At 71.2% G+C, this 12,728-nt stretch carries 10 protein-coding genes; 3 read left to right on the plus strand and 7 right to left on the minus strand.

Annotated elements, in window-relative coordinates; genetic code table 11:
* On the minus strand, positions 1 to 439 hold a 439-nt coding region (locus tag ALMP_RS41380), incomplete at its 3' end, for a carboxyl transferase domain-containing protein (protein ID WP_309299618.1).
* A gap of 333 nt (positions 440 to 772) precedes the next feature.
* On the opposite strand from ALMP_RS41380, the gene ALMP_RS41385 reads away from it, so the two are divergent.
* From ALMP_RS41385 to ALMP_RS41395, 3 genes are all read left to right on the plus strand, one after another.
* Positions 773 to 1,384: a YceI family protein gene (locus ALMP_RS41385; protein WP_264937186.1), complete on the plus strand. Its 612-nt coding sequence runs from the start codon at positions 773 to 775 to the stop codon at positions 1,382 to 1,384.
* A 178-nt stretch (positions 1,385 to 1,562) separates the two neighbouring features.
* Positions 1,563 to 2,189 (plus strand): hypothetical protein, encoded by a 627-nt coding sequence (locus ALMP_RS41390; protein ID WP_264937187.1) that lies wholly within the window; start codon positions 1,563 to 1,565, stop codon positions 2,187 to 2,189.
* Between the two features lie 239 nt (positions 2,190 to 2,428).
* The gene (locus ALMP_RS41395; RefSeq protein WP_264937188.1) at positions 2,429 to 3,214 is read left to right on the plus strand and encodes a trypsin-like serine protease; all 786 of its coding nucleotides are present in this window, start codon (positions 2,429 to 2,431) and stop codon (positions 3,212 to 3,214) included.
* An 88-nt stretch (positions 3,215 to 3,302) separates the two neighbouring features.
* Here the strand turns inward: ALMP_RS41395 and ALMP_RS41400 are convergent, their stop codons facing one another.
* From ALMP_RS41400 to ALMP_RS41425, 6 genes are all read right to left on the minus strand, one after another.
* A complete protein-coding gene (locus ALMP_RS41400; RefSeq protein WP_264937189.1) occupies positions 3,303 to 4,655 on the minus strand; it encodes a hypothetical protein in 1,353 nt (450 codons plus the stop codon).
* Between the two features lie 79 nt (positions 4,656 to 4,734).
* The gene (locus tag ALMP_RS41405; protein WP_264937191.1) at positions 4,735 to 7,746 is read right to left on the minus strand and encodes a carbohydrate binding domain-containing protein; all 3,012 of its coding nucleotides are present in this window, start codon (positions 7,744 to 7,746) and stop codon (positions 4,735 to 4,737) included.
* Positions 7,747 to 7,920: 174 nt separating this feature from the next.
* Positions 7,921 to 9,531, minus strand: coding sequence for a citramalate synthase (gene cimA, locus ALMP_RS41410; protein ID WP_264937192.1), 1,611 nt, complete (start codon positions 9,529 to 9,531; stop codon positions 7,921 to 7,923).
* Positions 9,532 to 9,964: 433 nt separating this feature from the next.
* The gene (locus tag ALMP_RS41415; RefSeq protein ID WP_264937193.1) at positions 9,965 to 11,053 is read right to left on the minus strand and encodes a branched-chain amino acid aminotransferase; all 1,089 of its coding nucleotides are present in this window, start codon (positions 11,051 to 11,053) and stop codon (positions 9,965 to 9,967) included.
* A 241-nt stretch (positions 11,054 to 11,294) separates the two neighbouring features.
* Entirely contained in the window at positions 11,295 to 12,338 is a 1,044-nt protein-coding gene (locus ALMP_RS41420) for a 3-isopropylmalate dehydrogenase (RefSeq protein ID WP_264937194.1), read from the minus strand.
* A gap of 195 nt (positions 12,339 to 12,533) precedes the next feature.
* Positions 12,534 to 12,668 carry a hypothetical protein gene (locus ALMP_RS41425; RefSeq protein WP_264937195.1) on the minus strand — a complete coding sequence of 45 codons (135 nt, stop codon included), beginning with the start codon at positions 12,666 to 12,668 and terminating at the stop codon, positions 12,534 to 12,536.
* Positions 12,669 to 12,728: the final 60 nt, after the last annotated feature.

The raw sequence follows: 12,728 nt of genomic DNA on the forward strand, positions 1-12,728 counted from the left end.
TGAGCGACACCAGCGGCGCACCGGCCGCGATCGCCATGTCCATGATCTTGTGGATCTTCGTGGCATGGGCCTCGCCCAGAGCGCCGCCGAAGATACGGAAGTCATGGGCGTACACGAAGACCGTACGGCCCTCCACCGTGCCCCAGCCGGTGATCACACCGTCGGTGTACGGCTTCTTGGCCTCCAGACCGAACCCGGTCGCCCGGTGCCGGCGCAGCTGCTCGACCTCCTGGAAGGACCCCGCGTCGAGCAGCAGCTCGATCCGCTCCCGGGCGGTCAGCTTGCCCTTGGCATGCTGCGCCTCGGTCGCCTTCTCGCTCGGCCCGGCCAGCGCCTGCGCCCGGATTCCGTGCAGTTCGGCGACGCGGCCGCGGGCGTCCGCGGGCTCCTCGATCGCCCCGTCGGTCGGGTCACCCGTCGCTTCTTCCAAAACGGTCATGTAGCGACCTTACGAAGAGCACCAAGCAAAGGGAGACGTCGACTCCGTACAGTCTCCGGCACGTTTTCCTGGTACCACTGAACAGAACCCGGGGGGCGTGCAGGCGTTCCGACTGCTCAGAGGGCTTCCCCGTTGTGGGGGTCACACAAAGGCGGGTGGGGAGACTCAGCGCACATTCAAGGAGGGGCGGGTACTCCGGTGGAGTGACGGGGTGAGCCTAACCGGTCTGGGATGTTGAAAATTAAACGGAATAGACCTACGGTGGTCCTCGTTGAACTCGTTGAACGTTCAACATCAACGACATCGATGGCCCCCGTCCCCAAGGAGCACGCCATGAACCTCTTCGGCCGCAAGAACACCGAGTCCAGCCCGACCGCCACCGCCTCGTCCGCCGTGAACCCGGAGCTCGCCGCGCTGACCGGCGACTACGCGATCGACCCGGCGCACTCGACGATCGGCTTCGTCGCCCGGCACGCGATGGTCACGAACGTCAAGGGGAAGTTCAACGACTTCACCGGTTCGCTGCACCTGGACGGTGCCGACCCGTCGCGTTCGACCGCCTCCATCGACGTCAAGATGGACAGCATCGACACCGGGTCCGCCGACCGGGACGGGCATCTGAAGAGCGCCGACTTCTTCCGGATCGAGGAGTTCCCGACCATGACCTTCCGCTCCACGAGCGCGGAGGCCCTCGGCGGCGACGACTACCGCATCACCGGTGACCTGACCATCCTCGGCGTCACCAAGCCGCTCACCATCGACCTGGAGTTCAACGGCTTCGCCAAGGACCCGTTCGGCAACGAGCGCGTGGGCTTCGAGGGCAAGGCGGAGATCCTGCGCTCGGAGTGGGGTCTGACCTGGAACGCGGCGCTGGAGACGGGCGGTGTGCTGGTGTCCGACAAGATCAAGCTGAACTTCGACATCTCGGCGATCAAGAACGCCTGACGCCTCGCCGGCGCTCCCTGACGCCACCTCCTGAGCGCGCCCGCCCTCCACTCTCCTCGAAGAGGGCGGGCGCTCGGCGTGCCGTCCGGTGCGGGTGCGCCACGGTCCGTGGCGCCGGTCGTTCATCAGGGCGCCCCTGCCGACGCGCGGCCGGGGAATCCCCGACACAGGAGGCGCCATGAGCACCAGGACCGGACCGCAGCACTACCCGGGCGCGAACCGCGACCACTGGTACCAGGACGACTTCGGCGGCGACCGCATGGAGGTCAACGTCGTCGTCCTGCACACCACCGAGGGCCGCTCCCTGCCCGACTACCGGGGTGGCGCCGCCGCCCCCAACCTGACGGCGGTGCCGGACCCGGCCGCCAAGAAGCTGACCTGGTACCAGCACTTCGACATCGACATCTCCTCCCGCGCCCTGGTCAACCGGCCCGGCGGTGTGGAGACGAACACGCTGAACGTCTGCCAGGTGGAACTGGTCGGCACCTGCGACCCCGAGCTGCACACCAAGTGGAGCACGAAGGGCCAGGCCCACATCTACTGGCCCAAGGCGCCCGACTGGGCGCTGGCCGGCGTGGCCCGCTTCCTGGCCTGGATGCACACCCACCACGGCGTCCCGCTGCGCGGTCCGGCCCTGTGGCCCGCGTACCCCGAATCCGCCGGGAACGCCGGGGGCCAGCGGATGAGTGCCTCCCGGTGGAACGCCTTCAAAGGCGTCTGCGGCCACATGCACGTCCCTGAGAACGCGCACGGCGACCCCGGGGCGATCGACTCCGAGCGGCTGCTGGAGCTGGCCAGGGGCTGAGGCGGCCGACGGCACTGCGGCGGCTCGGGGCTCCGGGCCGCGGCACCCAGGGCGTGCGCCTGGCTGAATCGCACCCCTTGTGTGAAGGCTTGCGGCGTTCTCATAATCCAGCAACAGATTTGACCTGCCCATGCCAGCGAATGGGCCTTCTTTTTCGGCCGCCTTTGTCATGCGCGCGTCAATCCCACGGTTTCACCCGGCTCCACACCCCAGGTCGACCCCCCACGGAAGGCATCACCTTGAAGAGACTCCTCACGACGATGAAGAGACTCGCGGTCGGCGCCGCGGCCGCCCTCGCGGTCGTCAGCCTCCAGCCCGTCTCCTCCGCGCAGGCCGCCCCCTCGCCCGTCGTCGGCGGAACCCGCGCCGCACAGGGCGAGTTCCCGTTCATGGTCCGGCTCTCGATGGGCTGCGGCGGCGCGCTGTACACCCAGCAGATCGTGCTCACGGCGGCCCACTGTGTGGGCTCGACCGGCCCCAACACCGGCATCACGGCCACGGCCGGTGTCGTGGACCTCCAGTCCACCTCCGGCCGGGTCCAGGTCCGCTCCACGTACGTGTACCGGGCCCCCGGCTACAACGGCACCGGCAAGGACTGGGCGCTCATCAAGCTCGCGCAGCCCATCAACCTGCCGACGCTGAAGATCGCCACCACCACGCAGTACAACACCGGCACCTTCACCGTCGCCGGCTGGGGCGCGGCCCGCGAGGGCGGGGCCCAGCAGCGCTACCTGCTGAAGGCGACCGTGCCGTTCGTCAGCGACGCCACCTGCCGCGCCTACGGCGGCTACTACAGCGACCTCGTCGCGAACGAGGAGATCTGCGCCGGCTACGCCGCCGGCGGCGTCGACACCTGCCAGGGCGACTCCGGCGGCCCGATGTTCCGCCGCGACGCCAACGACGCCTGGATCCAGGTCGGCATCGTGAGCTGGGGCGACGGCTGCGCCCGGCCCAACGCGCCCGGCGTGTACACCGAGGTCTCCACGTTCGCCTCGGCCATCGCCTCGGCGGCCGCCACCCTCTGAACCCCACCCCGGCAGCGGGGAACACGACGTCCACGGGCCCGGCGCGTTCCAGCGCCGGGCCCGTGCCCATGGCCGTGACCGAGGCGGATCAGAAACCTCCGCCGAAGTCCCCGCCGCCGCCGAAGTCCCCTCCCCCGCCGCCGAAGTCGCCGAAGTCGCCGGTGTCGAAGTCGGCGCCGGAGACGTCCCCGCCCTCGTAGCCGCCGAAGTCGCCGTAACCGGAGCCATAGTCGGAGCCGTAGGCCGGGGTGGCCATCATGCCGCCGAGCATCGTGCCGATCAGCAGGCCCGGCAGGATGCCGCCGCCGAAGTAGCCGCCCGCCCACGGGCCGTAGGCCGGTCCCGCCTCCCAGTAGGGGCGGCGGCCGTAGTCGGTGTCGACCTCGCGGACGACGGGGTCGCGGCCGTCGGCCAGCCGGGTGCGGTCCGCCGCGCAGACCGGAACCTCGCGCGCGGCCCCGCCGGGCGGCGCCCAGGCGGCGTCGGTGACGGACGGGCCGTGGCGCGGGTCGAAGAAGCAGGGCGGGCGGCGCTCGGGCAGCGGGGTGCCCGCCCTGCGGGCGGCGAGCCGCGCCAGGGAGAACCGGCCGTCCTCCAGGGCCTGGGTGACGGCGCGGACGTCCTCCGGTCTCGTCGCGGCCGCCATGAGCGACTTGGCCTGCTCGTAGGAGTCGAGGGCGTGTTCGTAGTCGGCGCGCATCGCGTCGTCGGCGCCCGGTTCGGCCGGATGGAAGTCGAGACGGTCGAGTTCCTCGCCGAAGGCCGTGATGTCCTCGTCGACCACGACCCGCAGCTTCTCCAGCGCGGCCCGCTGCTCCTGCGCGTGCCGCATGCGGTTGCGTCGTACGAGCGTGTACGCGCCCGCGCCGCCGGCCGCCAGGACCGCGCCGGCGGTGATCAGCGCGGCGGTCGAGACGCCGTCGCCGTCCGAGGGGCTCCAGCTCGCGGGGGCCGAGCCGCCCATGTTGGCCAGCGCGCGGTCGGTGAAGTCGTCGAGCTGGACGGCGGTGTCGCTCTCGCCCCGGACGCTGGTGACGAGGTTGCGGACGGCCGCGTTCGACAGGACCTCCTGATCGGCGCGGGCGTCGAAGGAGTCACCGAGCCGGATCGCGTACAGTCCGGTCACGCCGGTGGCCGTGCGCACGTCGGAGAAGAGGTTCTCGGTCGGCTGGTCGGCCGGCAGGACCGCCACGAAGACCGGCTTGTCGGCGCCCTCGATCTTCTTCTCCAGACTGCCCTCCTCCGCCGGGGAGAGCTGACCGGCAGCGGCCGGGTCGACGTAGACGGGGTCCTCGCGCAGCGCCTGGGCGATCGTGGACACGCTGCTCTCGGCCGCCGCGGGCGGGGCGCCCGCCCACAGCGGCGTCAGGATGGCGAGCACCAGCGCGAACAGCAGCCCGGTGAAGCCCCGGGCCGCCGGCGTGGCCATCTTCCTGCGCATACTTCGAAGCTACCCGAATATGGACAAAATAGGGCACCCTCGAAGGTTTCCGATGCCTCCGAGGGTGCTCCGGGTGGAACTAGGCGTTCCGGTACGCCTCGGTCAGCTTCCACACCGCCTGCGCGTACCGTCCGGTCAGCAGCAGGTGGTCGGCCTCGGCGAAGGGGCGCGCGACGGCGGCCGTCATCCGCTGGGCCTTCCGCTGCACGATCAGCCGGGCCTTGGTCACCAGCGCACGGCCGGCCCCGTCGGCGCCCGCCCGCTCGGCCGCCGCCGCCGCCGACGCGAGGGCGCGCAGCGTGTCCGCGCCGCCCGCCGGGACCTTCGTCAGGGTGGTCAGGCCCCAGCCGTAGGGGAACTGCGGGTCGTAGGAGGTGTCCCCGACGTTGATCGGCAGTTGCGCCTCCGACCTCGGCCAGGTGACCGGGAGCTGCCCGGTGAAGGGCCGCCTGCCGTACAGCACGTCGGCGACGCCGTCGCCCTCGGTGCCCGGCAGCCAGGACGCCACCAGCGCGTCGATCGCGTCGAGCCGGTCACCGATCAGCTGGGGGCGCCCGGAGACGATCAGCACCGCGCACCTCATCGCCGCGCACACCCGGTCGACAGCGGCCTGGTCGGCGGCGGACAGCAGCAGGTCGTGGCCGTTGCCCACGTCGCCGACCCCCTCGGCGTAGGGGGTCTCGCCGACGACGACCACGCCGACGTCATGGCCGTCGGTGGGCGCGGAGGCGTCCTTGGAGTAGGTGACGGATCCGCCGGCCCGGCGCAGGCCCTGAAGGATCGTGGTCCCGGGGGTGATGGCGCCGGACGCGCCCTGCCAGGTGACGGTCCAGCCGCCGGCCTGGTTGCCGATGTCGTCGGCGTTGGAGCCGGCGACGTAGACCTTCTGTGTCTTCTTCAGGGGCAGCAGGCCGCCGGCGTTCTTCAGCAGCACCTGCGACCCGGCGGCGGCCTCGCGGGCCACGGCGCGGTGGGCGGCGGAGCCGATGCGGGCGGCGTGGGTCGTGTCGGCGTAGGGCCGCTCGAAGAGGCCCAGCCGGAACTTCTGGGTGAGGATGCGGGAGACGGCGTCGTCCACGCGCCGTTCGCTGACGCGGCCGGCCCGCACCTCGTCGACGAGCGTGGCGCGGAAGTCCCGGTACGCGTACGGGACCATGATCATGTCGAGGCCCGCGTTCACGGAGGTCCGTACGTCGCTCGCGAGGTCGCCGGGGAGCTGGTCGATCGCCGCCCAGTCGCTGATGACGAACCCGTCGAAGCCCATCCTGCCCTTCAGGACGCCGTTGAGCAGGTCCGCGCGGGCGTGCATCTTCACCGGGCCCTGTCCGTCCCCGACGATGTCGAGGGAGGAGTACGACGGCATGACCGTGCCGACGCCCCGGTCGACGGCGTCCTGGTACGGGGCGAGATGGACGGCCTCCAGCTCCCGCCGGGTGACCTTGGTGACGCCCTGGTCGATGGTGTAGCTGCCGGTGGTGGAGGAGCCGTACGCGGTGCCGCCGTCGGCCACGAAGTGCTTGGCGGTGGCGAGGACCTTGTCGGCGCGTTTCAAGTCCCGTCCGTCGGCGGCCCCTTGGAATCCCTGGACGACGGTCTCCATCGCCTCGACGAGAGCCGGGTCCTCCCCGAAGGCCTCGTAGGAGCGGCCCCAGCGTTCGTCGCGGGTGACGCAGAGACAGGGCGCGAAGTCCCAGGGGACGCCGGTGGCGCGGACCTCGGTGGCGGTCACCTCGGCGGTCCTCCGGGCGAGTCGGGGGTCGCGGGTGGCGCCGATGCCGATGTTGTGCGGCATCACCGTGGCGCCGACCAGGTTGTTGTGCCCGTGGACGGCGTCGACGCCGTAGATCAGCGGGATCTGGAAGCGGGTGGCCTGCGCCCGCAGCTGGAAGCCGTCGATCATTTTGGCCCAGCCGTCGGGGGTGTTGGGCGTGGGGGTGGAGCCGCCGCCGGACAGCAGCGAGCCGAGGCCGTACCCGGCGATGTCCCCGGGCGCGGTGAGCGCGCCGCGCTCGGCCTGGGTCATCTGGCCGGCCTTCTCCTCCAGGGAGAGCCGGGGAAGGAGGTCGGCGACGCGTTCACCGACCGGCAACCGGCTGTCGAGGTACGGCAGTCCGTGCGCGTCGATCACGATCTGCGGGGTCTCGGCCGGGGACTTGGCGCCGGTGACGGTCAGCTTCAGCGGGACGGTCTCCGCCGCCTCGGCCGTCCGGTCCTTCAGCGTGGGCACCCGGACGGTGCGGGTGGTGCCGGAGGCGGTGCCGGCGGGGAAGGTGAACTCGCCCCGGACGGGCGTATGGTCGCCGTCGGTCGCGGTGCCGCCGCCGGTCTCGTACGCGACGGTCACCGGCTCGTCGACCGGCGCGGAACCGGTGGTGGCGAGGGTGACCCGGACGGTGGCCGTACCGCCCTCCGTCACCGGGTACACGGCGGCGTCGGTCGTCACCGAGGCGCGGCGGGACTGGTCGGCCCGGCCGTACAGCTCGACGCCGTCCATGGCGAAGTCGCCGCGTGTCCCCGCCGGGAGGGTGACGGCGTACCCCCACATCGCGGTCAGTCCGAGGACCTGGTCGATGCCGCCGACGGGCTGGTAGTCGGTGCGGTAGGTGAAGTCGGTGAAGGGGATCTCGATCCGCTTCCAGCCGGTGAAGTCGTCGGTGAAGGACGTGGTCCACAGCTCGGAGGCCTCGCCGTGGGCGCCGCCGTCCTTGAGCTCGAAGGTGATGCGGCGGCCGTTGTTCCGGCCCTCCCACCAGAAGCGGATGCCCTGGTGGGCGGACCAGTCGTGGGCGGGCTCCTGCGCGGCGTAGTCGTGGGTGAAGCCGCCCCAGCCGCTGATGTCGTAGTCGCCGGTGAGCACCTTCTCGCCCTCGGGGGCGTCGGGGCGGGCGGTCAGCCGGAGGGCGGGCGGGTCGTCGGTGTCGCTGCCCCAGGTGAAGATGCCCTCGGCGGGCTGGGCGGCGAAGGGGACTTCGCCCTCGAACCGGTCGACGACGGTGACGGCCGGGGACGGGGGGTCGGCCGCGTCGGCCGCGGACAGCGGCAGCAGGGTGGCGAGCAAGCTGGCGGAGACGAGCAGGGCGGCTCTTCGCATTGACCTTCCCTCGGGTCGCGGTGCGCTCAGGACTCTCGTCGTTCACTCGTGCCTTGGATCAAAGGTGAGTCAAAGGGCGCACCGCGGGCCCGTCAAGTGGGCCACGGCCCCGTCGGGACGTCCGCCGGCCGGGCTCGGGGCGGCGCGTCCGGTGGCGCCGCCCCGCCCCGGGGGCTACTCCGCGGGGTCGACTCCCGCGCGCAGCAGGCCGTACGTGTAGGCGTCCTCCAGCGCCTGCCACGACGCCGCGATCACGTTCTCCGCGACACCCACCGTCGACCACTCGCCCGCGCCGTCGGTCGTGGAGATCAGCACGCGGGTGGTGGACTGCGTGCCGTGCACGCCCTCCAGGATGCGGACCTTGTAGTCGACCAGGTCCAGCTTGGCGAGCTGGGGGTAGATCTTCTCCAGGGCGACGCGCAGGGCCCGGTCGAGGGCGTTGACCGGGCCGTTGCCCTCCGCCGTGGCGACGATGCGCTCGCCCTTGGCCCACAGTTTGACGGTGGCCTCGTTGGCGTGGCTGCCGTCGGGGCGGTCCTCGGCGATGGAGCGCCAGGACTCGACGTCGAAGTACTTCAGGGGCTTGCCCTCGACCTCGGCCCGCAGCAGGAGTTCGAAGCTCGCGTCGGCCGCCTCGTAGGTGTAGCCCTTCAGCTCGCGTTCCTTGACCCGCTCGACGACCCGGCCGACCAGCTCGCGGTCGCCGCCCAGGTCGATGCCCAGTTCCTTGCCCTTGAGCTCGACCGAGGCGCGGCCCGCCATGTCGGAGACCAGCATCCGCATGGTGTTGCCGACCAGTTCGGGGTCGATGTGCTGGTACAGGTCCGGGTCGATCTTGATGGCGGAGGCGTGCAGGCCCGCCTTGTGCGCGAAGGCGGAGACACCGACGTACGGCTGGTGGGTGGAGGGGGTGAGGTTGACGACCTCGGCGATGGCGTGCGAGATGCGCGTCATCTCCCGGAGCCTGCCCTCGGGGAGGACCTTCTTGCCGTACTTCAGTTCCAGGGCGGCGACCACCGGGAACAGGTTGGCGTTGCCGACGCGCTCGCCGTAGCCGTTCGCCGTGCACTGGACGTGGGTGGCGCCCGCGTCGACGGCGGCGAGGGTGTTGGCGACCGCGCAGCCGGTGTCGTCCTGGGCGTGGATGCCGAGGCGGGCGCCGGTGTCGGCGAGGACGGTGGAGACGACCGCCTGGACCTGCGCGGGGAGCATTCCGCCGTTGGTGTCGCAGAGGATGACGACGTCGGCGCCGGCCTCCGAGGCCGTGCGGACGACGGCCTTGGCGTACTCGGGGTTGGCGCGGTAGCCGTCGAAGAAGTGCTCGCAGTCGACGAAGACGCGACGGCCCTGGGAGCGCAGGTGGGAGACGGTGTCGCGGACCATCTCCAGGTTCTCCTCGAGCGTGGTGCGCAGGGCCAGTTCGACGTGCCGGTCGTGGGACTTGGCGACGAGGGTGATCACCGGCGCGCCCGAGTCCAGGAGCGCCTTGACCTGCGGGTCCTCGGAGGCTTTCGCGCCCGCCCGGCGGGTGGCGCCGAAGGCGACGAGCTGGGCGTGTGCGAAGTCGATCTCCTGCTGGGCGCGGGCGAAGAACTCGGTGTCGCGGGGGTTGGCGCCGGGCCAGCCGCCCTCGATGAAGCCGACGCCGAAGTCGTCCAGGTGCCGTGCGATCGCGAGTTTGTCGGCCACCGTGAGGTTGATGCCCTCACGCTGGGCGCCGTCGCGCAGAGTGGTGTCGAAGACGTGGAACGAGTCGTCGAGCTCGCTGGTTGCCGTCTCGGTCATGGTCTCAAGGCTCCTGTTGTGGATCTTCGGTCTTTACCGGAATGACCGGCTCCACCGTTCCTCCATGGTCCCTCGCGCTCTCGCTCCCGGATGCGGGTGGTCCAGGAAAACGAAAAACCTCTCGCGGGTGCGAGAGGTCTGCGCGCGGGTCGAGGACGACGGTGGCCGCCCGCACCTGGTCGTGCGTGGCGGTCACTGCGGACCGGCGCGCCTGCTGCCAATAATCGTGGCGAACGAGAGCACGGAGGCAGTCTGGCACACGCCGCACCGGCGTTCACGGCGTGTCTCAGGATGCGGGAAGCGCTCTCGCGGGCTCACTCGCGGACTCAGGGGCCGGTGAGGAGGCTCTCGTGGACCAACTCGCGCACCTGGCGCGGGACCTGCTGCCGCCACCGACGCCCGGGTCGGTGGCGGCCCCGAAGAATGGCGTGTGTCAGCCCAGCTGGTGCATCCAGCCGTGCTTGTCCTGCGCCGTGCCGCGCTGGATGTCCAGCAGGGCCTCACGGAGCTTCAGGGTGACCTCGCCGGGTTCGCCGCCCGACTGCTGCCACTCGGCGCCGGTGCGCTTGACCGTGCCGACGGGGGTGATGACGGCGGCGGTGCCGCAGGCGAAGACCTCGGTGAGGGTGCCGTTCTCGGAGTCGCGCTGCCACTGGTCGATGGAGACGCGGCCCTCCTCGGCCTCGTAGCCGAGGTCACGGGCGACCGTCAGGAGGCTGTCGCGCGTGACGCCCTCCAGGATGGAACCGGTCAGGGACGGCGTGACGATCTTGTCGCCGTAGACGAAGTACAGGTTCATCCCGCCGAGTTCCTCGACCCACCGGTGCTCGACCGCGTCGAGGTAGCAGACCTGGGCGCAGCCCTGGGCTGCGGCCTCGGCCTGGGCGAGGAGGGAGGCGGCGTAGTTGCCGCCGGTCTTGGCGTCGCCCATGCCGCCGGGGACGGCACGGACATGGTCCTCGGAGACCCAGATGGAGACCGGCTTGACGCCGCCCGGGAAGTAGGCGCCGGCCGGGGAGGCGATGACCAGGAACAGGTACTCGTTGGCGGGCTTCACGCCCAGGCCGACCTCGGTGGCGATCATGAAGGGGCGCAGGTAGAGGGACTCCTCGCCGCCGTGCGCCGGCACCCAGTCCTTGTCCTGCCGGACCAGGGCGTCACACGCCTCGATGAAGGTCTCCACCGGCAGTTCGGGCATCGCGAGGCGGCGGGCGGAGCGCTGGAAGCGCTTGGCGTTCTGGTCCGGGCGGAAGGTGGCGACCGAGCCGTCGGGGCGGCGGTAGGCCTTCAGGCCCTCGAAGATCTCCTGGGCGTAGTGCAGGACGTTCGTCGCCGGGTCGAGGGGGATCGGCGCGTACGGAACGAGCTGGCCGTCGTGCCAGCCCCGCCCCTCGGTCCACTTGATCGTCACCATGTGGTCGGTGAAGTGGCGGCCGAACCCGGGGTTGACCAGGATCGCCTCGCGCTCGGCGGCGGAGAGCGGATGGGCGGAGGGCTTCAGCTCGATCGTGGGCGTCGTCATGAATAGGTGTCCTTCACCGGTTGTAGTGACGGGCCGCGCTCACTCCCGCACGGTCGGTGGCCAGTGCTAGGACGTCCGAGCATTCCCTCATTCCGCGGCTCCGCGTTCGATTATCTCGCGGGGGCGACGGTGGAAGGAATCGGGGTGAATACGACCCAGGGGTTGATGGTGGCACCCGGCGAGGCATACGAAAAGCCGCCGGGTGCGGATGCGACCCGGCGGCTTGCGGTAGCGCGGCGGGTCAGCCGGCTACTCGTACGGCGAGCGCGTCGCCGATCTCCGAGGTGGAGCGGGCGGGCAGCGAGCCGCGCTCGGCGAGGTCGGCGGAGACGGCGTCCTCGATGCGGCCGGCCTCGGCCTCGTGGCCGAGGTGGCGCAGCAGGAGGGCGACGGACAGGACGGTGGCGGTGGGGTCGGCCTTGCCCTGGCCGGCGATGTCCGGCGCGGAGCCGTGCACGGGCTCGAACATGGAGGGGAACGCGCCGGACGGGTTGATGTTCCCGCTCGCGGCGACGCCGATGCCGCCGGAGACGGCCGCGGCGAGGTCGGTGATGATGTCGCCGAAGAGGTTGTCGGTGACGATGACGTCGAACCGCTCGGGCTGGGTGACCAGGTAGATGGTCGCCGCGTCGACGTGCATGTACTCGGTGGTGACCTCGGGGAACTCCTCGGCCACCTTGTTGAAGATGTTCGTCCACAGGTGACCGGCGAAGGTCAGCACGTTGTTCTTGTGGATCAGCGCGAGCTTCTTGCGCGGGCGGGCCTGGGCGCGGGCGAAGGCGTCACGGACGACGCGCTCCACGCCGAAGGCCGTGTTGACGGAGACCTCGGTGGCGACCTCGTGCTCGGTGCCCTTGCGGATCGTGCCGCCGTTGCCGGTGTACGGGCCCTCGGTGCCCTCGCGGACGACGACGAAGTCGATCTGCGGGTCGCCGGCGAGCGGGGTGGCGACACCCGAAAGCAGCTTGCTCGGCCGCAGGTTGACGTGGTGGTCGAAGGCGAAGCGGAGCTTGAGCAGGAAGCCGCGCTCCAGGACGCCGGAGGGGACGCTCGGGTCGCCGATCGCGCCGAGCAGGATGGCGTCGTGCTGCTTGAGGGCGGCGAGGTCGGCGTCGGTGAGGGTCTCACCGGTGGCGTGGTACCGCTTGGCGCCGAAGTCGTACTCCTTGGTCTCCAGCTTCACATCCTGCGGGAGGACGGCGGAGAGGACCTTGAGGCCTTCGGCCACGACTTCCTGCCCGATGCCGTCACCGGGGATCACTGCGAGATTGAGGCTGCGAGACATGCCCGGCACCCTACTCCTCGTCCCATGGGATGACATGGACCGTCCGCGATGCGGACAGTGGATGTCGTGCGGGACAGGGTAGTTCGCGGTGCGGCTCCCGGACCGGTGCGGCCGGCGGCCTGTGCCCTGATGACCCACAGGCGGCCCGGCCTGGCGCAGATGGCCTACAGGCGGGCCCGGCCTGGCGCGGATGGCCTACAGGTGGCCGGTCTCGCCGCCGTTGTCGCGGCGGTCGAGGGCGCGCTGGAGCGCGGCCGCGGCGTTCTTGCGGTCGGACTCGCTCGTGCGGGAGGCGTGGCGGACTCGGCGGCGGACGGTCGTCTCGGCCATGGGGCATCGACTCCTTGGAAAGCGCGGGGAGTGCGGAAAAGGGGGGTGCGAGACGCCGGA

The sequence above is a fragment of the Streptomyces sp. A012304 genome, assembly GCF_026008495.1.
Taxonomy (GTDB): Bacteria; Actinomycetota; Actinomycetes; order Streptomycetales; family Streptomycetaceae; genus Streptomyces.